The sequence below is a fragment of the Ferrigenium straubiae genome (assembly GCF_051257895.1).
In the GTDB taxonomy this organism is placed as follows: domain Bacteria; phylum Pseudomonadota; class Gammaproteobacteria; order Burkholderiales; family Gallionellaceae; genus Gallionella; species Gallionella straubiae.
Window position 1 is genome coordinate 422,356 of the sequence record NZ_CP194331.1, and the last position, 23,156, is coordinate 445,511.

General features: G+C 55.0%; 22 protein-coding genes and 1 riboswitch. Of the genes, 19 read left to right on the forward strand and 3 right to left on the reverse strand.

The genetic code is table 11. The features are described 5' to 3' along the window. Positions 1-14: 14 nt before the first annotated feature. Entirely contained in the window at positions 15-836 is an 822-nt protein-coding gene (locus tag ACRRNM_RS01990) for a WYL domain-containing protein (RefSeq protein ID WP_435626578.1), read from the forward strand. A gap of 28 nt (positions 837-864) precedes the next feature. On the opposite strand, the gene ACRRNM_RS01995 is transcribed toward ACRRNM_RS01990, so the two are convergent. Beyond that, a complete protein-coding gene (locus tag ACRRNM_RS01995; protein ID WP_435626579.1) occupies positions 865-1,983 on the reverse strand; it encodes a DUF3800 domain-containing protein in 1,119 nt (372 codons plus the stop codon). A 276-nt stretch (positions 1,984-2,259) separates the two neighbouring features. Between ACRRNM_RS01995 and ACRRNM_RS02000 the strand changes: the two genes are divergently transcribed. The 8 genes from ACRRNM_RS02000 (at position 2,260) to ACRRNM_RS02035 (ending at position 10,957) form a co-directional block, all read left to right on the forward strand. Then, a complete protein-coding gene (locus tag ACRRNM_RS02000) occupies positions 2,260-2,475 on the forward strand; it encodes a helix-turn-helix transcriptional regulator (protein ID WP_435626580.1) in 216 nt (71 codons plus the stop codon). 341 nt (positions 2,476-2,816) lie between these two features. Next, positions 2,817-5,462, forward strand: coding sequence for a Mu transposase C-terminal domain-containing protein (locus tag ACRRNM_RS02005; RefSeq protein ID WP_435626581.1), 2,646 nt, complete (start codon positions 2,817-2,819; stop codon positions 5,460-5,462). Further along, the gene (locus ACRRNM_RS02010) at positions 5,459-6,577 is read left to right on the forward strand and encodes an AAA family ATPase (protein ID WP_435626582.1); all 1,119 of its coding nucleotides are present in this window, start codon (positions 5,459-5,461) and stop codon (positions 6,575-6,577) included. Before ACRRNM_RS02005 ends, ACRRNM_RS02010 begins: the two co-directional genes overlap by 4 nt. Next, positions 6,574-7,947, forward strand: coding sequence for a TniQ family protein (locus ACRRNM_RS02015; RefSeq protein ID WP_435626583.1), 1,374 nt, complete (start codon positions 6,574-6,576; stop codon positions 7,945-7,947). The genes ACRRNM_RS02010 and ACRRNM_RS02015 overlap by 4 nt, the downstream gene beginning before the upstream one ends. A gap of 92 nt (positions 7,948-8,039) precedes the next feature. Beyond that, complete coding sequence (locus tag ACRRNM_RS02020; protein ID WP_435626584.1) at positions 8,040-8,369, forward strand: DUF2604 domain-containing protein; 330 nt, start codon at positions 8,040-8,042, stop codon at positions 8,367-8,369. Next, positions 8,366-8,932 (forward strand): putative metal-binding protein, encoded by a 567-nt coding sequence (locus ACRRNM_RS02025; protein WP_435626585.1) that lies wholly within the window; start codon positions 8,366-8,368, stop codon positions 8,930-8,932. Before ACRRNM_RS02020 ends, ACRRNM_RS02025 begins: the two co-directional genes overlap by 4 nt. Then, positions 8,929-9,429 carry a Mov34/MPN/PAD-1 family protein gene (locus ACRRNM_RS02030; RefSeq protein ID WP_435626586.1) on the forward strand — a complete coding sequence of 167 codons (501 nt, stop codon included), beginning with the start codon at positions 8,929-8,931 and terminating at the stop codon, positions 9,427-9,429. Before ACRRNM_RS02025 ends, ACRRNM_RS02030 begins: the two co-directional genes overlap by 4 nt. Then, the gene (locus tag ACRRNM_RS02035) at positions 9,416-10,957 is read left to right on the forward strand and encodes an E2 ligase fold family C protein (RefSeq protein ID WP_435626587.1); all 1,542 of its coding nucleotides are present in this window, start codon (positions 9,416-9,418) and stop codon (positions 10,955-10,957) included. Before ACRRNM_RS02030 ends, ACRRNM_RS02035 begins: the two co-directional genes overlap by 14 nt. Positions 10,958-11,303: 346 nt before the next feature. On the opposite strand, the gene ACRRNM_RS02040 is transcribed toward ACRRNM_RS02035, so the two are convergent. Continuing rightward, positions 11,304-12,134: a hypothetical protein gene (locus ACRRNM_RS02040; protein WP_435626588.1), complete on the reverse strand. Its 831-nt coding sequence runs from the start codon at positions 12,132-12,134 to the stop codon at positions 11,304-11,306. Between the two features lie 31 nt (positions 12,135-12,165). Here ACRRNM_RS02040 and ACRRNM_RS02045 point away from each other — a divergent pair, with 31 nt between their 5' ends. Continuing rightward, positions 12,166-12,420, forward strand: a complete 255-nt coding sequence (locus tag ACRRNM_RS02045) for a helix-turn-helix transcriptional regulator (protein WP_435626589.1) — start codon at positions 12,166-12,168, stop codon at positions 12,418-12,420. Between the two features lie 625 nt (positions 12,421-13,045). On the opposite strand, the gene ACRRNM_RS02050 is transcribed toward ACRRNM_RS02045, so the two are convergent. Beyond that, positions 13,046-14,272 carry an IS256 family transposase gene (locus ACRRNM_RS02050; protein ID WP_435626590.1) on the reverse strand — a complete coding sequence of 409 codons (1,227 nt, stop codon included), beginning with the start codon at positions 14,270-14,272 and terminating at the stop codon, positions 13,046-13,048. A gap of 164 nt (positions 14,273-14,436) precedes the next feature. Here ACRRNM_RS02050 and ACRRNM_RS02055 point away from each other — a divergent pair, with 164 nt between their 5' ends. The 9 genes from ACRRNM_RS02055 (at position 14,437) to ACRRNM_RS02095 (ending at position 22,911) form a co-directional block, all read left to right on the forward strand. Continuing rightward, positions 14,437-16,281 carry a peptidase domain-containing ABC transporter gene (locus ACRRNM_RS02055; RefSeq protein ID WP_435626591.1) on the forward strand — a complete coding sequence of 615 codons (1,845 nt, stop codon included), beginning with the start codon at positions 14,437-14,439 and terminating at the stop codon, positions 16,279-16,281. 264 nt (positions 16,282-16,545) lie between these two features. Next, positions 16,546-16,630, forward strand: a riboswitch (cyclic di-GMP riboswitch). 193 nt (positions 16,631-16,823) lie between these two features. Further along, the gene (locus ACRRNM_RS02060) at positions 16,824-18,191 is read left to right on the forward strand and encodes an HlyD family type I secretion periplasmic adaptor subunit (RefSeq protein ID WP_435626592.1); all 1,368 of its coding nucleotides are present in this window, start codon (positions 16,824-16,826) and stop codon (positions 18,189-18,191) included. 43 nt (positions 18,192-18,234) lie between these two features. Further along, entirely contained in the window at positions 18,235-18,804 is a 570-nt protein-coding gene (locus ACRRNM_RS02065) for a protein-lysine palmitoyltransferase (protein WP_435626593.1), read from the forward strand. A 22-nt stretch (positions 18,805-18,826) separates the two neighbouring features. Then, complete coding sequence (locus ACRRNM_RS02070) at positions 18,827-19,069, forward strand: acyl carrier protein (protein WP_435626594.1); 243 nt, start codon at positions 18,827-18,829, stop codon at positions 19,067-19,069. A 6-nt stretch (positions 19,070-19,075) separates the two neighbouring features. Then, positions 19,076-20,320: a beta-ketoacyl-[acyl-carrier-protein] synthase family protein gene (locus ACRRNM_RS02075; protein ID WP_435626595.1), complete on the forward strand. Its 1,245-nt coding sequence runs from the start codon at positions 19,076-19,078 to the stop codon at positions 20,318-20,320. 17 nt (positions 20,321-20,337) lie between these two features. Next, positions 20,338-20,844 (forward strand): N-acetyltransferase family protein, encoded by a 507-nt coding sequence (locus ACRRNM_RS02080; RefSeq protein ID WP_435626596.1) that lies wholly within the window; start codon positions 20,338-20,340, stop codon positions 20,842-20,844. Positions 20,845-20,865: 21 nt separating this feature from the next. Beyond that, positions 20,866-21,774 carry a transposase gene (locus tag ACRRNM_RS02085; RefSeq protein ID WP_435626597.1) on the forward strand — a complete coding sequence of 303 codons (909 nt, stop codon included), beginning with the start codon at positions 20,866-20,868 and terminating at the stop codon, positions 21,772-21,774. Between the two features lie 187 nt (positions 21,775-21,961). After that, positions 21,962-22,336: a cadherin-like domain-containing protein gene (locus ACRRNM_RS02090; protein ID WP_435626598.1), complete on the forward strand. Its 375-nt coding sequence runs from the start codon at positions 21,962-21,964 to the stop codon at positions 22,334-22,336. After that, positions 22,333-22,911 (forward strand): hypothetical protein, encoded by a 579-nt coding sequence (locus ACRRNM_RS02095; protein ID WP_435626599.1) that lies wholly within the window; start codon positions 22,333-22,335, stop codon positions 22,909-22,911. Before ACRRNM_RS02090 ends, ACRRNM_RS02095 begins: the two co-directional genes overlap by 4 nt. Positions 22,912-23,156: the final 245 nt, after the last annotated feature.

Here is a 23,156-nt window from a genome sequence, read left to right on the forward strand (position 1 = left end):
TGGATAATTCTTATATGGCCATAACTCTTTCAGACAGAATCTCCGATTTGGAATGTATCCTCAGCTGGGAAGGGGAGATCGACAACCAACGTATTCGTGAATTGCTTGGTGTAAAGCCAGTCTGGGCTAGTCGCTTGCTTGCTGAATTGTCAAATCATATGGGTAAGCGAGCTACTCGGGATACTTCCCATTCGCCGTTGCGGCTTGCGGCAAGCAATTCACGAAAACTTGTTCGTCACACGTTGGACGATTATCTGCGCATTATTGGTACCCATTCATCGAGTGGTAATTTTGTCGAGGATGCCAGGCTAGATTTATCCATCTCGCCTCCCAATATCTTCATTGCAATGATGCAGGCCATTAAAAATAATAATGGCGTTAGCATTGCCTATCGCTCAATGAGCGATCCGAATGGATCAGAGCGTTTAATATTCCCACATGCGATTATCAGAGCGCCTAGGCGATGGCACGTCCGTGCATGGTGTTCCAAGAGAGAGGAATTCCGCGATTTCACGCTAGGTCGAATTGTCTCCTGCGAGAGAGTAGATATTGTCTCCACAAATACTAGGCGCGATGACGAGGCATGGAACGAGATCATAAAGTTTTATGTACTTGCTCATCCTAGACTTTCGCCGGCACAGCAGGAAATGATTGCTGCTGAATATTTTCCGGGTGCCAGCGCACGTCAGCTAAGTGTAAGGCGATGTCTAGCAGCTTATATTATCCAGGACCTGCGTTTGGCGATTGACGAGGAAAAGCAACTGCCGCCTGAATATCAACTATATGTACCGGAGGCCAAAAAGCTGAAGTTATTATTTGAAGATAATAGGAAATAGCGGCAACGCAGATCAATTTTAACGCTGCTCAGGGGATGAATCTGGGAGCATCCTGGTCATGCAGGAATGCATTGTTTTTGAATATACAGTCCAAAGGGGCAATGGTATGACAGAAGCCATCGCTTACCGCATCGGAACGGTCAATCAGCTCTCTAAGCATGGCAAGGTTATGCCGTTGTAATGCAGTGAAATCGCTCTTACGGGCTTTTAGCGTCGCAAGCGAATTGTCTTGAACATAGTTGAAGTGCTTACCCATAAGTCCGGCCACTATATCGGATAACTGCACGCACACATTGTCCTTGGAATCGACAAATCTATAGGCTACACGTCGTTGGCCATCAAGTACCTCAACTGACTGTAATATTTTCTCGATGTTCGTTTCATGGTCGAACGTGTGTGAGGCGCTCTTGAATACATACACGCTGCGTAGAAAATGCATGCTGAAGTCTCGGATGAGCTCTCCTGGCTCATTGTCGTGCAGAAACACTAATTCATTCAGCCCGATCGCCTGACGCAATGTATGCTTAAGAAGTATAGTACCGTCGTTTCGGTTTTCAGGTGAGTGGCGAACCAAAAAATCAGAAACAGCCCCGAGAAACGCGCTGATCTTACTGCGATCCACGTTGGGATAGGTATACGAGTGCAGTAGGGACATGAACTCGGCCGGACTGCGCGATACCACGTCGTAAAGTTCTGACTTCAGATGGGTATGATATTCATTGATACCGAAGGCGTTGCCCGGCATGAGGGACTCGACGATGTCTATCAGCGCCCAGTAAAGAACATTTAACTGGGAGTAATGAATCAAGATGCCTTCGTCCAAGAGCCAGGCAAGGAACGAGTTCAGTCCTCGGGATGCCAGAATTGCCTCATAATCGCCGTGAGCTACATGCTTAAACTTGATCTCAGGCGCGTTAGCCTGGATCCGTAATGTCGCTCGCAGCGTATCAATGTTCTCGAGGTGCTGGCCGGGGTGCAGAACAATTCCAGCGAGAATAAAATTCCTGTTCTCCGGTGAGTTCAAGCCGACTTCCGATAATGTTAGACGACGAATGTTGTTCGTCTCGTCATAGAACATGGAAAACGGTTTGTCCCAGTTTCGTAGTGGCATCATCTTCTGCCGCATTTCATCAGCTTGAATGGCCATTATCTCGAGTGCACACACTTTTTAAGTGAGCCTACTAATAAGTTGGTCTGTTTATCCACATCCCGCCATCGCTCTCAACTTCTATTCATCTAGTTATGCAATGCTATTTGCTAACCAAAGTTACATAACATGTTGTTATTAAAGCGTATTGTATATTGTGCATATTATATTTTTGTGATTAGATTCGTTACAACTTGGCTGCATCATTCCATGAATTGCCATTCTACGCATGACAGTGCATGAATTTGCATGGCTCGATAACAAGGAAATTAACTGATGGGAAATTTGGTAAGCGCCCAGGAATTTGCAAATCGTCTAGGAATTAGCTTACGCATGCTGGAGGAGCTGATCATCCAAGGCAAGGTTCCGCCATACATTAAGTTCGGCCGCCTTCGTCGTTGGCATCCTGAACAATTGGATAAATGGATTAATGAGCAATTTGCTCGTGCTGGTGAAGGAAGTATAGGTGAACAAAGAAGTGAGAACTGCTAAGTCGATATATTTTGAATCGACTTCCCAACAGTTAATTCAGAGAGGAGAGAAAAATGACCTGACGCAAATCAATGTAATTTGAGAGGTCAGAGACGCAAAAAGCTTGGGATTCCGGCCCCAAGCCTTTCACGAAAACTCAACATCAGATACAAGCCTGATGGTTGAATTTTCCGCGCCCTAGCGGCGGTTGTCAAGAGTGTTTAGGACAGCCGCCGGCCTCCTTACGCCCTCACGGGTATTTTCAATGCAACTTTATTACTTGGCGGCCTCGAGCCGCCTGGCAGCGTTCGCCTTATGCGAATGCAATTGCCCAGGAGTAGCAAAAGAAAAGGAGACAACAAATGCTTTTAGCAAACGAACTGTTACGCCTGTATATACAGCAGAACATCTCCCTCATTGGCCGTAAAGCCGTGGAATCAATTCGGGCATCCGAGCCATCAAGACGTGTCGGTGGTGGAACACATAATGTTGCAACCCGTTTCGCCAGTCGAAAGATGGGCTGCGTTATTCAGGCTGAGAGCCACAAGGGAGAGTTGCCAGCGGTATATTTCTGGGAACACGACCCTTGCACGTATGAGTTCTACGATCAGCCGAGTGTGATCAAGCTTGCCTACCAAAGTGCGGGCGGTAGGCGCATTACTCATCTTTCAACGCCGGACTATTTTCTCATTCAGGAAAACTGGATGGGGTGGGTGGAATGCAAGCCAGAGGAACAGCTCAAGGCATCTTGCGAAAGTGGCAACCAACGCTTCATCCCAGATGGAAATGGTGGATGGCGCTGTCCGCCCGGCGAGGAATTTGCCGCCCAGTTTGGGCTCGGGTTCAAGGTACGTTCGACGCGAGAAACCAACTGGATGCTCGTTCGGAATCTGGAATTCCTGTCCGATTACCTTCAAGCCAAGTGTCCGCAACCATCCCAAGAAACTTATTGCGCCATCGCTAAATATTTTGTCGGCGAACGCTGGTTGCTCTTGCAGGACTTGCTGGGGCAACCGGGAGTTTCAGCCGATACCGTTTTCAGTTTGATTGCCTACGGCTTTCTGATCGTTGATTTGGAACATGAACTTCTCTCCGAACCGGGTTTTACAAACGTTTGTGTAGACAGCCTCAGCGCGCAGATTTATCGGCATCAGAAACAGGGTTGCAGCAAGCAAGCCATCGTTCCGTTGCATACGATTCAGATGGCTTCTGGAACCGCTATCGTTTGGGACGGAAGCCCTTGGCGGATTTTGAACGTGGGTGCAAACGATGTTTTTCTGGAGGATGAAAATAGGAGCATTTCAAATCTCCGCCTTGAAGTTTTTCAAAGTCTTGTTGTAAGTGGGGCAATCGCCGGTCTGCCGGTGGGAGAAGACCGCCGCCATGAACTTGCGGCCAAGATCATGAAACGGGCAGCGCCGGTTGACCTAGAAAGTGCCATTCAGCGTGCCCGCCATCTTGATGCTGCAGGAGAAGGAGCTACTTTCGTGTCGGCGAGAACCCTGCGCTATTGGCGCAAGCGCGCAGGAGAGGGCGAGATTACCTTTGGCAATCGATTTGCTGGCCTTGTACCCAGAATTAGCGCTCGAGGCAACCGCTCCAGAAAAGTTAGTTCTGAAGTCGTCGTGGTAATGAACGACGTTATCGATACGGACGTGCTTGCCGCTTTCCAGCCCAAGGTTTCGATCTGCTATGGCAAGGTGCAGAATCTGTGCGCGGAGCGCGGGTTGCCGTCACCATCTGAAAAAACATTCCGGGCCGAGATCAAACGGCGCAAGGAAGAATCGGTTGTGCTGGCCCGGCAGGGGCGTCGCGCAGTCTACGGAATCACGGAATTTCAATGGCACGTGGATCAGGCCACTCCGCGTCACGGTGAACGTCCCTTCGAGATCGGCCATATCGACCACACCGAACTTGACGTTGAACTGGTAGACAGTCGTACCGGAGCCAATCTTGGACGGCCATGGCTGACTATTCTTTTAGATGCCCACACTCGGCTGGTCTTGGCATTCTTTCTCACGTTTGATCCACCAAGCTACCGGAGTTGCATGGCAGTGATCAGAAATTCTGTACGGCGGCATGGGCGAATTCCGAAAACTATCGTGGTAGACCAAGGGAGCGATTTCGAGAGTATGTACTTCGAGGCGCTCCTCGCAAGATTGGAAACTCACAAAAAATCACGGCCAGCAGCCAAGGGCAGATTCGGTTCCGTCATCGAACGCTTCTTCGGGGTGAACAATCAATCCTTCATCCACAACCTTCGAGGTAACAGTCAAGCCTTGCAGAGGCCCAGGAGTATGTCGCCGAGCCACGATCCTCGTACTCTTGCAGTCTGGACTTTGCCAGCATTGACCGATGCCTTTGAGGGGTTCATCGACACTGTTTATGCTTGCCTCAAACATCCTGCTCTGGGCATGTCTCCAAAGGATGCGATGGCTAGAGGGTTGGCTTTGACAGGCTGTCGCGATCACATCTTGATTCCTTATACCGAGGACTTTAACCGGCTGTGCATGCCAACGACTATTGCTGGCAAGGCAGTAGTGCGGACGGGGCGTGGCATCAAGATCAAGGGCATTTTCTACTGGCATCCGGTTTTTCGGGAGCCAACAGCCATTCGCACCAAGGTACACGTCGTCTACGACCCATTTGATGTCTCACGAGCCTACGCGCTTACCGAGGGGGAATGGGTGCTGTGCAGATCAGAACATCAAGCCCTTTTCGAGCGGCGCACGGAGCGCGAGATTGCAACGATCTCCCAAGAGATTCGTGCCTTGCACCACTTGGCTGATATCCGGCGAGCTATCAATGCCGGAGATATCGCAGCTTATGTCAGCAAAGCACGCGAATCCGAAACCGTCCTATTGCAACAACGGCGCGACGCGGAGCGGCAGGTCAACGAAGCTCCAACGTCTGTGCAACCAATCCCCGCGCTTGGCGACCAGCGTCCAAATACACATGACCTATGGTCCGGTCCTGTCATCTATGAACAATTTGGAGAACTGAAATGAACACATTGAATAAATTACCAGGTTCCAACAAAGAAAATTTATCGGCGTTTACTAATTACATCTTCAATCATCCAAACGCATCGGCTACTTATCGTGAACTCATGGCTGCACTTAGTGCCGAGGCATCACCCCGCGTAATCATCTTCACCGGCCCGACTGGAGTCGGTAAGAGTACGCTTGTGAAGGCCACGTGTAATCGGTTATTTCAGCATTATGAAAAGCAGATGGTGGCCGAAAAAGATTTTGTGCCGGTGGTGACAATCAGCGCGGTGCCTCCCAACGGCTCCGGTTTTAGTTGGAAGGATTTTTATATCCGGCTGCTGACTGGGCAACACGAACCGCTTGTAGATCGGAAACTCCTTCTTCCCAGGCAAACGTCGCTCCTGCCAGATCACGCGCTCGGTGAGCGTGCATTGGAGCATTCCGTTGCCGACGCTCTTCGGCGGGCCGTGGAGGAATATTGCCGCCGGCGGCAAACCAAGTATCTCATTATCGACGAGGCTCACCATATGCTGTTGGTTAACAACCGGCAGCGCCTCGAATGTCAGTTTGAGTGCTTGAAGTCTTTCACCATCCAGACGGGGGTTACAATTCTTCTGACTGGGACATATCGTCTGTTGGATATTCTGGAGCAGAGTGGGCAGCTTACTCGGCGTAGCCAGGTTGTCCACTTTCCACGCTATGACGCGCGCAGCAGCGAGGATCGTTTGAATTTCAGGAAAGTTCTTGGATTTCTGGAAACGGAACTATCGAAATATGTTCCGACTCGCCTAGTTGAGAATGCCGAGTATTTCTACCGAAAGTCGGCTGGTTGCAACGGGATTCTCAAGGATTGGCTGGCTCGCTGCCTGGAGCATGCGCTCGACGAGAAGGCGCCATTGATCGACGCAAAACTCGCGGACCGTTTTGCGCTGACGAATCGAGGGTTGCTCACCATTATCGAGGAGGCTTGTCTTGGCGAGGCGAAGCTGGCTGACGTTGGGGATGATCGGCTACTGGACCTGATCAACAACGGCGTGCTGTTGGATCGCGGCGATAAACCACTCGCTGCAAAATCGCGGCGGCCTGGACAGCGGAATCCGAAACGCGATCCGGTAGGGGATGCGCGGCTATGAACCACCATACCGATGTTGTGGAAATGGATTTCTCTTCGGAAATTGTTATGCCGGAAAGAAGTATGTTGTTTTCGCTTCAACCCTTCGGCGTCGGTACACCGCACCAGGAAAGCCTGCTTTCTTTTTTGGTGCGGATCAGTAATGCCCATGCCGTAAATCCGAGATTGCTGATCAGGGAGATATTCCCGCTGGCGGATGAAGCCATCGTGCAGCTGCCGTCAGCAGCATTTTTCCAGCGAGAGGCTAGAACAATCAACGGGCTCGGCCAATACGCAAAGATGATTGTGCCAGCAATGGAGAAGCTCACAGGGCAGCAGGACTTGAGTCGCCTTACCTTTCTGCCATGGCGAGATCTTTTACCCCATAACGGCCAAGGACTCTTGGCAAGACATCCGCGTTGGTGCCCTGTCTGTCTCGAGCAGCGACAGGAGGAGGGGGCAGTAGCCTTCCCTTTGACCTGGTCGCTGGAGACCTATCAGGTATGTGCAATCCATCTGGTGCCACTGGAGTATCGTTGCCGCTCTTGCGGAAAAATGCAGCCATGCATTCCATCCTACCCTGATCTTTCACTCTGCGCCCACTGCCGGAGGCCACTCGGAGGAGCTCGTGCTCCGTCGATACATCCGGATTTCAAGACTTGGGTGTCGGAGGCTGTCGGCGATATGGTGGCCTGTCAATCGATGCCGGCCATAGTGCCAACACGGGAACGGTTTCAGGAGTTCGTGCGTGAGCAAGTGATGTTGCACGCCGGGGGTAATCGGACTGCGTTCTGCCGAGCAATCGGTATCAATGATTTCGGGGTGAGCGGCTGGCTGAACAAGGGGCAAAGGCCGAGCATTACGCAGTTCCTGACTGTTTGTTATGGAACGAAGACGCAGCCGGTGGAGATTTTCCATGCATCAGGCCAACCAGCACAGATAGGCGACTTGAGAATACCCGCTGGAAAGTTAAAGGAGCGTGCTGCCCCGCCAAGGCTTGCACCGGCACGTCGCGTTGCTGTAAAGAAAATCCTTCAGGAGCATCTGAATAGTGGTGCTGGACAGTCTGTTTCACTCATCGCGAAGGAGCTTGGCGTTGGCCGCGCTTGCCTGCGTTACTGGTTTCCTGATTTGTGCAAATTGCTGTCGGAGCAGCATCGAACGATCGCAAAGAAGCAATCCGATGACCGTTACAGGCAGCAATGTATGCTGGTCGAGGAAGTCGTGAGCAAGGTTTATGCGGAAGGGAGTCAGCCGACAAAGCGGAAGGTTGATAAGTTGTTGCGAGCCAAAGGCGTATCGCTCTCTCAGCCACATCTGATAAGCACGTATCGAGAATGCCTTGCTTTCGACTTACGTCAGAAACAAGATTCGGCGAGCGAAAGCATATGAACACCTGCTTCCTCCTTATTAGAAAGCATTCAAGAAGATATTGTTGCCGTTACTCCATTAGTTGAGTATGGTTACTACTATGCATCGGCTAGATGACGCACACCGAGAGCATTAACACTGGGCTTGAATGCAAATTCTACAATGAGGAAAATATGAGCAAGGACAAAGACAAGGACATCAGCTTGAAAATCGTAGTTTCCGGCACCGAAATAACGCTGGAGGCAAATCCTCACCAGACGCTGGGCAGCCTTATAGAAAAGGTGCTCAAGAAAGCCGGCGAAGCAAGCCAGCCAGACCAGTGGGGATATTTCGTCCAGAAGGGCGGAGAAATGGTCCCAGTTGACTCGAACATGAAGGCGGAAGATGCCGCGAAACAGCATGGGCTCCTGTACCTCAACAAGAAGGCTGGCGCGGCGGGATGATTGCCGATCCGGCAGTGTCGAGGCTCAAATTCGAGCGGGAAGTGGCGACCGCCCGCGCGCACAAACCATTCCACGAGCAGGGGGTATGGATACTGCGTGCGGAATACCCGCTGGTCTTTGTCGCCCTAGTCACAACCGGAAAGGCGCCATTACTGCATGGTGTCCTGTGTGGGGTGCATATTGATTTCACGGATTACGACGTGCGCCCGCCGTCCGTAAAGTTTGTCGATCCATTGAATGAGTTGCCGCTCGACTTCAATACTTGCTGGAAATTCCCGAAGGTCAACAAAATCACGCCGACGCAGGGGGACGCCACGGCGGCGCAGCAATTGGATATGTCGACCTTTCTGCAGGCATTTAACCTGAACAAACCATTCCTGTGCCTGCCTGGCGTGCGCGAATACCATGAAACATCGGCTCATACTGGTGATTCGTGGTTTCTGCACCGCAAGAAAAACATGCTGGTGCATCTGCTTACCATACTCCAGAGTTACGGCTCTGCGATAGCGCAAGTGCAAATGCAATTGCAAATTCAACCAATTCTTGTCTCTAAAATAGCATGACCGGATTTCTTCACATTCAGGCGGTTATGGTGCCGCGCCAGGTAATCGAAGATGGCCAAGAATTCATGCGTGCAGCCGGAGGCATGGGGCGCGAGGGCATGGTCTTATGGGCGGGGCGCCCAGAGGGGCCGACTTTCCGCGTAACTGACCTTGTAATTCCACAGCAAAAGGGCGTTTCATCGAGGGATGGGGTTTGCGTCATTGTCGAGGGAGTAGAGCTTGCCAGGCTGAATATGGAACTCCACAAGAGGCAATTGCAGTTCATTGCTCAAGTGCACAGCCACCCGGGCGCCGCCTACCACTCGGAGATGGATGACGAATTTGCTGTGGCTACAAAGATAGGATGTTTTTCGCTGGTGGTTCCGGATTTCGCCAAGCGGCCTTTCTCATTCAATGAAACGGCGATTTATCGCATCAACAGTGCCGGAGAGTGGCTGGATGCGCCAAGGAGCCTGTTTCATATCGCCGGGGAGGGCGGATATTATGGCGCGTGCTGATTACTTCGATCGGGCGGTGCATGCTGCTTTCCACATCCTCAACCACTTCGACCAGCAGTCCTTTTTGGACAAGATAGATGCGCACCGGGTCGCGGTGGCATATGACGCAAAGGCGCTGACCCATGAAGGGATTGCCGCCATTGAACTCTCCATTCGGCTGCTTGCGAGGTTTTACCCGTGCATGTCCATCATTCCACTGGACGACAAGGCAAAATCCGCAAGGTCTAACTTCGTCAGCTTGGCCAAGCGCATCAACCCAAAGATATCCATTACTGCCAGCAATAAGGATGTCAGGGACGTGGTGGTGGTGGGTGAGACTATTCCGGGTGGAATGGATGGAGTAAACCGGTATTTCATCGGGTCAGACGGATGGATAGCGAAGTTCTCGCGCAAGAAGCCTATGGCCAGCTGCAAATCAAAGAATCCGTTTGGCGCAGGCGTTTCCGCGTGTCTTGCGGCGGCGAATATCTTCCGTCGAATCTTCACAGACGCGGAGTTGGACGGTGAATTGAAATTCTCCGTGCTCGACCTAGACACCCGGGCGAGGAAGACTCTCAAAAGCAAGAAATTCCAGAAGGTTGCGCTGGGCGACATCTACCTTGTCGGCGCCGGAGCGATCGGGCATGGGTTCATCTGGGCCTTATCTCGATATTTGAATGCCAAAGGAAGCATCACGCTCGTAGATCATGATGACATAGACCTGCTCAACATCCAGCGGTACATCCTGGCCGAGAGGAAGGACGATGGTGCATCGAAGGTCAATCTTGCTGCAGGATTTCTTTCGGCGCACAAAGGGCTGAAAGTCAGACAAGTGAAGGGGCGGTGGGAGGATTTCGTTAGCAGCCTGCCGGCCAAGGACTGGGTTTTCGAGCGAGTGGTTTTGGCCCTAGACTCGCCGATAGATCGGGTCGAACTGCAGGCTTCCCTGCCGAAATGGATCGTCAACGGCTGGACTGGGGACTGTGATGCTGGTGTGTCGCACCACGACTTCATTAATCACGCCTGCCTTGCCTGCCTCTATATGCCGACTGGACAAGTGAAGAGCGAAGACCTGCTGATTGCTGAGGCGCTTGAGTTGCCGTCGGACCAGCCAACCCTTCTGGACATACGAGTGCGACTGGAAGGAAACACACCATTGGACCGTGGCTTTCTTGAATCGCTTGCGAAGCGCAAGGGCATCCAGATAGAGAAACTGCTGCCATTCGAAGAAGGGCCGCTGCGCGCGCTGTACACGAAAGGGGTGTGCAGCGGAGCCGTCATGGAACTGGCCACCGGCTCCAAGGACGTTGCCCGCGCCGAGGTTCCCATGCCATTTCAGTCGGCCATGGCCGGGATATTGCAGGCTGCAATACTTGTCGCGCATGCGGCAGGAGAGTTGAAATTGTCCGGCTTTACCAGGCTCAACCTCATGAAGCCGTTCACCGGCAAGAATGGGAGCGTGACTACCTCGAAGAGCCAGAGGTGCTTCTGTAACGACGAAGACTACAAGCATGCCTACATCAAGAAATATTCACCATCTGGGATATAACCGTTCCGAGCGGAACATTTAAGCTTCACGAAACGTGAAGTTCGCTCCTTGATGTTAGGGAGTAGTTCAGGAAGCAGCTTTCCGTTATGGACGATGAGAGTCCTGAGCACGAGTTGTTGGAAGCATATATCTGCCGACATAATTTGGAAGCATAAGCTTGCCGAAGCGGCAAAGTTATACTTCCCGGGACAGCGCGCCGCAAGGTGCTGTGAATTGTGGTGGGCGGTACTGGGTTCGAACCAGTGACCCCTGCCGTGTGAATCGTAACTGATTGCTTTTTGTTAGAACACGTTAGCAAATACGACTAATAAATTCAATAGCCTATATTAGCTGCTCTTGTTTAATCTTAGCAGTTTTTAGGGTCTTCAATGGAGCAATTTTGGAGCAATTTGGCGCGTAACTGATCGAGGACTTGTAGTTTCGAAACATTGGGCGGCAGGTCTTTCAGTACCACTGGAACGTATCGATTCCTCTGTAGGCTCAATCCAGCGTCTTGATCCATCTGTTGTCGCTCTTGCTCGATCTCTGTGGCAATTTTCTCGACACTACTGAGCTTCCCAGTTCGCCGCTGTCGCTTGAAAATTCGCCGCATTACGGATCCAGCTGCCTCCAGATCGGCAGTTGATGAAACCGAGGAAACCGCTTGACTGGTACTCAGCCATCCTTTCTCCCAAGCGCTCACAATGGCAGCATGCAGGCGATCCGGTGGGACTGGTGCGCGTCCGTTTATCCAGCCGCGCAAATCTGGTGCATCCACAACTGGCTCTCCAACTTTTTCGGGAGGTGTGGTTTTCACGCCCCACAAGGCCACCGAAAGTTTCATGAGGCCTATCCCCTGCGTTTTGCAAGACGTGCAAAGATTTGTTCCTGGCTCGTAGTCTAGTTCAAGTGTTTTGTGGGAAGAGAGTGGGTATATCCCCGGCTCATAGTTAAGCTCTACAGTCTTCCAGACTTGGCAATCTTGGTTTTCGCAAATCAAATCAGCTTTACAAGCCTGGCGGCGAATGTGCCTAAGAATGCGCGCAGCCTCACCATCAATTGGCAAAATGTTGCGGGGTTTTGTGATTCCCCGTGCTATCCAGTCCTCCGCCGTTTCTCTTGCCAAACGCAGCCAATAAAACACGTTCGATTTCTCCCCTATCGATTGTAAGTCCCAATATTGCACATTGGCAGTCATCAGCCAACCTAAGCTAGAAAGAGACTACATAATGCGCGACTATAATTTGTTGGAACGTTTGACGCCACTTCCAGATGACATCTTGGTCGGTATTGAGGAGGTGGCGGCGCTCACTGGATTTGCGCATGTAACAATTCAGCAGCGCCGGATCAAGGAATTCCCTAATCCGCTGGCTGGTGTGCGTCGACTTAAATGGAGATTGGGAGATGTGCGTGCTTGGATTAGAACTCGCACACAGCAGCATGGGAATCACACCCAAAAGCAAAAAATGGGTGGTAAGGCATGAGTTATGCAATTCGCATCAAACGCAGGGCAACTTCAACGGTACCCGATGGCATTCTGGCCAATGAACGTTTGAGCTGCCGGCACGCGTAGTGCTCGGCGGGATGTTGGGAAGGGCGCAGCTTGCCAAAAATGGATACCCGAATCAATAAATGGACACTCGAATCCATAAATGGATAGTCGAGTCCATAAATGGATGCACTAACACCACAACGAACATCTTGGGAGCATCGTTCAATTTTCGTAGATGTCACCAAGATGTAGCGTTTTCATGTTGCCATTTATGGCAACGTTGGAGAGTCATTGCGAACGTCGTATCGATTTAATTCCGTTACTTCGGCAAGTAGTGGGAACGAAGTAACGTAGGGAGCCAATAAAAAGTTATGTTGCCGAATCGACTTCCGAAAACGGAAAAATGCTATGCCATCAAGGCAAGAGGTCTCTGCTCTCAAGCTGCCCGTGCGCGCGGCTACACATCCCCCAACACCGTTCCCATCACAACCGTTGTCGAGTACGTCATAAGCCGAAAGCCGGCGTATTCGCGCAACACCTGGAAGCAATACAAGAACGCACTACGCTTCCACGCCCAGCAAAGAGGGTGCCCCGAATTTTGTGTAAACGGGGTTTCTCTACTGTTGCGGCATCCGATCCTCGAACTGGATAGTAAACCGGTTTAGCGCAGCCTTCCAATCCCTGATGGGCATCGTCCATTTCTTGCTGATGTTATTCAGCGCCAGGTAGAACAGTTTCAGTAATGCCTCGTCGCTTGGGAATGAGCCCCGGTTCTTGGTGATCTTGCGCAGGCTCATGTTCACCGACTCGATCGCATTAGTGGTGTAGATCACTCGCCTGATCTCCGGCGGGTAGTCAAAGAACGGGATGATACGCGCCCAGTTGCGCCGCCATGACTGGATGATCGGCGGGTACGCCTCACCCCATTTTTCCTCGAGTTCGGCCAGCCGCAGCCCGGCATCCTCGACGGTGGCGGCGCTATAGATGGCGCGCAAGCCGGTTACGACCTCTTCACGCAACTTCCACGAGACATAGTTCAGGCTGTAGCGCACCAGATGCACGATGCATAACTGCACGTCGGTCTTGGGGAATACGGCCTCGATGGCTTCCGGGAATCCCTTCAAGCCATCGACACAGGCTATGAAGATGTCCTGCACGCCACGGTTCTTCAGTTCGGTCATCACCTGCAACCAGAACTTGGCGCCTTCGGTCTGGGCGATCCAGATGCCCAGCAGCTCCTTCTCGCCGGTCATGTTGATGCCCAACGCCAGGTAGACCGCCTTGGCGCGGACGGTGCCGGCATCCCTTACCTTTACGTGAATGCAGTCCAGATAGACGATGGGATACAGCGCATCCAGCGGGCGGGATTGCCATGTCTTCACCTCGTCGGTCACGGCATCGGTCACCGAGGAGGTCAGCGTCGGCGACACCTCCGTGCCATACATTTCTTCCAGGTGGGACTGGATCTCGCGCACGGTCATGCCACGGGCGTAGAGCGACAGAATCTTGTCGTCAAATCCAGTCCAGCGGGTCTGGTGCTTGGGGATGAGTTGCGGCTCGAAGCTGCCGTGGCGATCGCGAGGAATCTCGATGGGGAGCTCGCCGAATTCACCCTTGAGTGTCTTTTTGCTTTTGCCGTTGCGGGTGTTGCCCGCAGGATTGGTGACGGCTTCATTCTTGCCGTAACCAAGATGCGCTTCCATCTCGGCATTCAGCGCACGTTCGACCAATGCCTTGGTGAGCTGCTTGAGCAGGCCGTGCTCGCCTATCAGGTCTTCCGGTTTCTTGTAGTTAGCCAGCAGGCTGTCGATCAGTTCTTGCGGTAGTGCTTTCGCTACGGTCATGTCCTCTCCTTGCAAAGTGGCGGCAGTTTCCTGCCAAATGACCGTTTACACAAAAATTCTTACACCCTCAAACTGAGGCTGCTGTCCCGCATCCAGAAGGGCAGGAGGCTCCGCCGCCCAAACCAGCAACCCCCGCACTGCTCATCAAGGCCGACGAAGAGCGCGTGCTGTTCTTCCGCGCAGGAGCCGAGCAGCCCGAGACCGTGCCGCTCGCCGAATTCACCAGGCACTTCCGCAACGACATCCTGCTGGTCGCGCGCGACACCGCGCAGACCGCGGCCGACCTCGAAGAGGAGCAGACCGCCTCGGCCCCGCAGCCTCCCGCGCCCGGCCACACCCCGTTCGGCTTCCGCTGGTTCGTGCCGGAGTTGATGAAGCACAAGCGCGTCTGGCGCGACATCCTCATCGCCTCGCTCGCGATCCAGCTCGTCGGCCTCGTCACCCCGCTGTTCACCCAGGTCATAATCGACAAGGTCATCGTCCACCAGACACAGAGTACCCTCATCGCCATCGCCGTGGGGCTGGTCATGTTCATGCTGTTCAACAGCGCCATGACCTGGCTGCGCCAGTACTTCGTGCTGCACACCGGCAACCGCATTGATGCCGTGCTCGGCAGCCAGGTGTTCCGCCACCTCTTGCACCTGCCGCTGCCGTACTTCGAACACCGTCCCACCGGCACCCTGGTCGCGCGCCTGCACGGCGTCGAGACCGTGCGCGAATTCATCTCCGGCGCGGCGGTGAGCCTGTTGCTCGACCTGCCGTTCCTGCTCATCTTCGTCGCCGTGATGTTCTGGTACAGCTGGCAGCTCACCCTGATCGCGCTCCTGCTGCTGTCGCTGATCTGCGCCCTGAGCTTCGCCGTCACGCCCGCGTTGCGCGACAAGCTCAACCACCAGTTCCTGCTGGGCGCCAAGAGCCAGGCCTTCGTCACCGAATACGTCGCCGGCATGGAGACCGTCAAGTCACTGCAGATGGAACCGGTGCTGGAACAGAAATACGGCGACCTGCTCTCGAACTATCTCGCCGCCGGCTTCTCCACGCGCCAGCTCTCCAACAGCTACAACGTCGCGGCCAACGCGCTCGAACAGATCATGACCCTGTCCATCCTCGTGGTCGGCGCGCTGCTCGTGATGCGGAACGAAGGCTTCACCATCGGCATGCTGGTCGCATTCCAGATGTTCGCCGGGCGCATGAGCCAGCCGATGCTGCGCCTGGCCGGGCTGTGGCAGGAATTCCAGCAGGCCGACATCGCCGTCAAGCGCCTCGGCGACCTGATGGACGCGCCCGCCGAACCGCATGCGCTGGTTCCCGCGCGCGCACGCGGCGGGGCAGGGGGCAAGGTCGAGCTCAGGGAGGTCAGCTTTCGCTACAGCGACAAGCACCCCTACCTGTACCGCAGCCTCAACCTCACCCTGCCCGCGGGCAAGCTCACCGTGCTGATGGGGCCCTCGGGCTGCGGCAAGAGCACGCTCGCCAAGATGCTGCAGGGCTTCTACTGGCCGACCGACGGCAGCGTGCTGCTCGACGGCTACGACATCCGCCACCTCGCCGCGAACGAACTGCGCGCCAACTTCGGCGTCGTGCCGCAGGAGACGCGCCTGTTCTCAGGCACGCTCTACGACAACCTGCAACTGGCTAATCCGCACGCCGGCTTCGAGGAGATCGTGCATGCGTGCAAGATGGCCGAGATCCATGCGGTCATAGAGCAGCTCCCGCAGGGTTACCAGACACCGGTGGGTGAGAACGGTGTGGGACTTTCCGGTGGGCAGCGCCAGCGCATCGCCATCGCGCGCGCCCTGCTCAAGCGCCCGCGCGTGTTGATCTTCGACGAATCGGTGAGCAACCTCGATATGCAGACCGCTGAACACTTCGCCGGCACCATCAATAAGCTCAAGGGCAAGGTCACCATGCTGTTCATCACCCACCAGTTGCCCAAGGCGCTGCAAGTGGACGAGGTGATCGAGTTCGGCAAGCCGGAGGGGGCGGCAGCTGCGGCGGTGAGCCATTAGGCACGAAATCGCCGGATTGTCCCAAATGACTAGGCCGAAATATATATGCATTTCGGCATATTGTTTTATGCCTGTCCGCGGATTAACGTTACGCCCAAACAAAAATAATTAGGGAAGCGTGAATAAGTCCTCCGTTCGTAGTGAGCTTGTCGAACCATGAACGGAGCATGGAATGAAATCCGCAAGCCGTAAAGCCCGCCCTTCGACAGGCTCAGGGCAAACGTACTTGTTCAGTTTCCTTGCCACCGGATTTTTCCGGGGCACCAATGAAAAAGGCAAACCTGCCGAAAGGCAGGGACGCAAAGTTTCCGGTCTAAGGGGTAAAACCTATGATGGCGGGGCTGCCAATGGTAGTTTTCGGCAGCTCCTTTGTTTGTGGAGAGAGGGGCGTCATGTTGGTCAGGTCAGTTGCAGAAGTGCATCTCCCTTATCGCGGTGCGGTAAGCGGCATGTCAGACGTATTTCCTTCCGATACATCTCCCATAGCCTCTCCCCGGATCGAGCCCGGATTGATCCACCTAAAATCCTCCGGGAAGCAATAAATGCGCGCCAAGCGCTGGAAAAAACAACTCACGGGCGTCGATCCCCTCGACTTCTCCCCCGGCCTGCTGCGCATCCAGGCGCAACCGCCCGCGCCGTTTGCGCGCACCCTGCTGTATATCCTGCTCACCCTGCTGGGGCTTCTGTTCATCTGGTCCGCCCTCGGCAAGCTCGACGTCGTCGCCAGCGCCGAGGGCAAACTCATCCCGCAAAGCTACCTCAAGATCGTTCAGCCCTCCGAGCAGGGCGTCATCCGCGACATCCTCGTCGAAGAGGGGCAGCGGGTCAAAGCCGGGCAGGTGCTCATGCGCATGGACACCACCCTCTCCGGAACCGATGTCGCCACGCTGAACACGGATGCACAGAGCAAACGCCTCACCCTGCGCCGCATCGACGCCGAGCTTTCAGGTCGCCCCTTCGCCAAACAAGCCGGCGACCCCGCCGACCTCTACAGCCAGGCGCGCGCCCAGCACCAGGCCAACCGCCTCGCTTTTGATACCGCACTCGCTCAGGAGCGCAGCCTGCACGCCAAGGCGCAGAGCGACCTCGCCGCCGCCGAAGAGGTACGCACCAAGCTGCTCAAGACCCTGCCGCACTACCGCCAGCAGGACGAGGCCTACGAGAAGCTCGTCAAGGACGGCTTCGTCAGCCGCATCATGGCCAACGACAAGGCGCGCGAACGCATCGAAAAGGAACAGGGCCTCAAGTCGCAGGAATACCTCATCCAGAGCGCCCAGGCCAGCCTCGACCAATCCTCCCGCAGGCTCGCCCAGATCACCGCCGACTACCGGCGCAACCTGCAGAACGAACGCGCCGACATCGAAGACAAGCTCGACAAGTCCAAGGGCGAACTCGCCAAGCAGCAATACCGCCACGGCCTGCACGAACTCAGGGCCCCGCACGACGGCATCGTCAAGGACCTCGCCACCCACACCCCCGGCACCGTCATCAGCCCCGGCACCATCCTGATGACCCTCGTCCCAAACGACGAAATCCTGCGCGCCGAAGTCTGGGTCGGCAACCAGGACGTCGGCTTCATCCACACCGGCGAACCGGTCAAGATCAAGTTCGCCGCCTACCAGTTCCAGAAGTACGGCATGGTCGAGGGTGAGGTCGCGCACCTCTCCGCCGACGCCAGCGACAACAACCCGCAACAGCAGCCCAGCAACAAGACCGGCAGCAACCTGCCGTTCGCCTACCGCGCCCTGATCGACCTCAAGGCGCAACACCTCATCGCCGACGGCGTGCGCCACAGCCTCAGCCCCGGCATGCAGGTCACGGCGGAGATACACCTCGGCACGAGAACCATCCTCGAATACCTGCTCTCGCCGGTGCTGGGCGCGTTCCAGGAAGCGGCGAGGGAGCGGTGAGCATAGCCACGATATTTTTAACCGAAACAACGAAGGAAACAGCATGAACAAGAAAGTCAGCACAGCAGCCACCGACAAGCCCGGCCAGCCGAAAAAAAACGGCAAGGCAAAACAGGCTGCGACCGAAGCGCCGGGCCAGGCCGCACAAAACGAAAAAGCCCCTGCGACTGCGCAGCCCGCATTGAAGGAAGCGCAGAATTCGCTTGCCAAGCTGCCCATCATGGGGCCGGCGCTCTGGCTGTATGCGCGGGACCCGATGAAGAAATTCATGTTCGTGGGCGACATCGACTGGGCCATCCTGCCGCCCGTCATCCTCGACCAATGCCGCCTCTACACCAAAGACGGAATTCCGTTTGCCTTCTTCACCTGGGCGCTGGTGAATGACGCAATCGATCAGCGCCTGCGTTCGGGCACGCCGCGCATCGCGCCGAACGAATGGAAATCCGGCACACACCTCTGGCTGGTCGATGTCGTCACGCCGTTCGGCAAAACGGAAGAAATGATCGACGAATTGCGCAAGGCGCAGTTCCCCGGCCAGAAGATCAGCGCGCTGCTGCCCGATCCGCAACAGGGCAACCAGGTCAAGCTGCGCGAATGGGCGCCCGCCAACTGACCAATTGACATAGGGGTTTGCCATGACACCAACAATCGCCATTCTCCGGCGCCTGATCGAGGAGGATTTGGGGTTGCCTTGCGACCAACTGTCGCTGGAATCGCGCCTCGACGACATCGGAATCGATTCGCTCACATTCATGGAGCTGTCGTTTGGCCTTGAGAAGGAACTGAACATCAGCTTCCCTGGTGCAACACCCGCCATTCGCACCGTTGGCGATTTTGTTGCACTGGTCGACGGCCTGCGGGCTAAGGCCGGGAGATAGAGTCACATGGAAATCCGCAGAGTCGTCGTCACCGGAATAGGCATTGTCAGCCCCCTTGGTCATGACCCCAAGACCTTCTTCGACAATCTGGCCAATGCCAGATCCGGCGTGCGCCGCATCGACGATCGCTTCGACTCGCCTCTCGATGCTCCGGTGGCCGCCACGGTGGAAGGCTTCGATCCCGCTACGCACTTCCCGAAAACCCGGCTCCTCTCGCTCGACCGGGTCAGCCAGTTCGCCCTGGTCGCCGCTCGCCAGGCGATCGAGGATGCACAGCTTGAGCCGGCGCGGATTGGTGCGGAGCGCGTTGGCGTTTCCGTCGGAACCGGTATGGGTGGCGCAGGCACGCTGGACAGCGCCTACGATGAAATTTACGTGCGCCACGCGCGCCGGGTGCGCCCCCTGACGCTCATAGCCGCCATGAATAATGCCGCGACGGCCAACTTGTCCATCGAATTCGGAATGCAGGGCGCCAGCTTCACCCATTCGGCTGCATGTGCGTCATCGGCCATCGCGATCGGCGAAGCAGCCCGCCACATCCGCCATGGCTATGCCGATGCCATGCTGGCGGGCGGCGCCGAATCCCTGCTCACGCTTGGCGTCATCCGCGCTTGGGAAGCATTGCGCACTCTGGCCAATATGGACGAGAGACACCCCGAGACAAGCTGTCGCCCCTTTGCCGCCGACCGCAGCGGATTTGTCCTTGGCGAAGGCGCCGGATTTATCGTGCTCGAAGAGCTCTCCGCCGCCCTGCGGCGCGGCGCTAGGCCCTACGCCGAACTGTGCGGTTATGGCGCCAACAGCGATGCTCACCACCTCACCCAGCCCAATGCCGTCGGCCAGGCGGCCGCCATGCGCCAAGCGCTGGCCGACGCCGGAATGGAGCCGGATGAAATCGGTTACGTCAACGCGCACGGCACCGCCACCGCAGTGGGCGATGCGGCCGAGACGGCTGCCATCAAGGCCGTGTTTGGCGAGCGGGCGCATCGCCTGCCGGTCAGCTCCACCAAATCTATGCACGGTCACTTGCTGGGCGCTGCGGGCGCCGTTGAATTCATCGCCTCCCTGCTGGCCCTGAAAAATGAAACCCTGCCGCCTACCGCGCATCTGCAAGTCGCCGATCCGGAATGCGATCTCGATTATGTGCCGCTTCGCGCCCGGCCAGCGCCCGGCGTCCGCGCCGTCATGTCCAATTCATTCGCCTTCGGCGGCAGCAATGCGGCGCTGATCGCCCGCCGGCTTACACACTGACCTACCAAGAGAACATCATGAGCATACGCAAAGCCAAACCGGATGACATCGCAACCCTGATGGACTACTTCCGCGCCTTCCACCCGGAGAGCGTGTGGGGCCATCTTGCCCTCGACGAAACCAAGTTTGCCAACAACATGCGCCAGGTCATCCAGGACACCTCCGGCGCCTCCTGCTTCTTTGTCGCCGATGGCGAAGACGGCGTCGCGCACGGCGTCCTGGTCGGCCAGATCGACACCTATTATTTTTCCCGCGACCCGGTCGCCAAACTGGTTTTCTACTGGGTGCATCCGGATCACCGCTACAGCCCGGACAGCATCAAGCTCATGATGGCCTTCCGCCAGTGGGCGGAAAACCGCCAAGCGAGGGAAATGATGATCGGCGTCACCAGCGGCGAGAACATCGAACTTGCCGACCGCATGCTCAAGAAAATGGGCGCGCGTCCCATTGGCGGCAACTACTCCATCGTCCTGGGCGCAGGCATTACGTCGAACCATGAACAGGGCAAAAAACCGGTACTGTGAATAATTATTGGTGTATTTGAAATGCTGATATTGCTGATGGTCGAATGGTTGCGGTTCTGTGCCAGGTGTCTGTTGCGTTGGCTCTGTACGCCTGCACATTTCCGACATGGGCATAAATTCCCGCAACGGATTGATGCGAGCAAATACCGACATTCGCCCCGCAAACCCGAGTGGCTCAAGACCGAAATCCTCCGTCTCAAGGCGCTCATGCCGCAAGCCGGATGCCGCACCATCGCCGACATCTGCAACCGCCGCTTTGCCGCTTCCCGCCAGGTCAGCGTAGGCAAAACCTATGTCCACTACATCCTGCAACGTCACGATTACGAGATTCAGATATTGCGCCGCAAGCTCAAGCATGCCAAACCAATGCCCGTGGCACGCAACCTCATCTGGGCCATCGACCTCACAGGCAAGACCGATGCACATGGCAAGCTGCACTCCCTGTTAGGGATCATCGACCACGGCAGCCGCGCACTACTCCATCTGCAAGCCCTGCATGACAAGACCTCGCGCACCCTGATCGCCAGCATCGTCCGGGTCATCCGCGCCTACGGTAAACCGGGAATCATCCGCACCGACAACGAAGCGGTCTTCACCTCGAAAGAGTTCCGCCTCGGGCTCGAGCGACTCGGTATTCGCCATCAAAGAACTACACCCGGCTGCCCGTGGCAAAACGGCAGGATCGAGCGCCTATTCGGCACCCTCAAACAAAAGCTTGACCAGTGGCAAGTAGCAGGCATCGCGCAACTCAACCGCGACCTCGATACATTCCGCTATTGGTACAACCACATTAGGCCGCACCAAAATCTCAACGGCAAAACTCCGGCAGAGGCTTGGAGTGGAGACAATCCATACACGAGATCACCCAAGCAAGAGTACTGGTTCGAGGCATGGGGTGGACTGCTGATGGGATATGAATTGAAGCGTTAACCGAACCGTTCGCCCTGATGTATAGAAGGGCGAGCACTTGTAGGCGAAGGCACTGGAAGTGTCCGCGATGTAACGCCAGCGAGGCGGAAAAACGAGCGGATAAAGGATAAAAACGAGGAACACAGGCAAGGCAAGCGGGTAAGCAAAGCGAAAGATAGCGGCAATAACTGAACAGGGTGCAAAAAAAATGAAGAAATCACCACAAGAAATAGAGCGGCGGACATGCGGACGGGGCACCGTCCCCGAAGGCATCATCGTCCAGACCAGCAACGGCAAGGTCAGCCTCCTCGCCACCCGCATCGACGACAGGAGCGCCATCCAGGCCAACCGCGACGGCGTCACCAGCTATGAAGACACCGAACTCATCATCAGCGCCGCCGACCTCCTGGCGAACGACACCCTCGCGGGACTCTCCGGGCAGAACCTCAGCCTTACGGGCGTGTCCGGCTTCACGCATGGAGTGGGTTTTCTGGACGGGAACGGGTTTGTGCACTACACCCCGGAGGCGAACTACTTTGGGGCGGCGAATGATGCGGTGTTTGAGGGGAGGAGGGCGGCATGAAAAACATGTTGGAGCAGCCGCCTTTTTCTCCGGGTTTTTTTAACAAATGGCGGTGGCGTTTGTTTATCTTGCTGGGTTTTTTATTCATTGCTTACTGCATTCGTTTATACCAAGTAGAGTTTCATCGCGAAGGTAGCCAAGGCGGGTTTGCGCGGGTGCTGGGCGATGTCGAAAAAGAGCTAAAGCCAGCGGATATATGGCCGGATGGTATTGGATGTGCCTATTGGATAAAACTCAGGAACTGCATCGGTATAGAAATATTGAGCTCTGCGGTTCCTTCGGATATTTCAAACCAAATTGACAGAGTTGCCAATAATTTTTGCGATTTGGTGGAGAAAATATATCCGAAGGAAATATATAGGCTCCAGCCCATGGCTAATGGGGCTGTCCATACATTGGATGATTTAGCATTGGCACACGCTTATTTTACTTTCTTTGACTGTGACGAAACTAGAAAACCGATAGGAAATATCGTGGTTTATATCAATCCATCAGGTGTTCCTTATGACAAACCAGAGTGGGTATTAAGTCCGAAATTAACAAAAATCTATCCATTGAATGAAGGGGAAAAATAATGAGCCAGACATACTCGATAACACTCTTTGCGGATACGCGAATCCTCTCTTCAAATAATCCGGGTGCACCACAATTTGCATCGGTTATTCCTCATGGTTTTATCGGATTCAATACCCCTGATAAGGTATCGGAATACTATGGTTTTGGCCCTGCGCAAGGTTCAACTCCAGTAGGGGTTGGAGCAATTACTTCCCAAGTGGCGGGAGGCCTACTCCACGAATGGGACTACGCCCTGACTATTGAT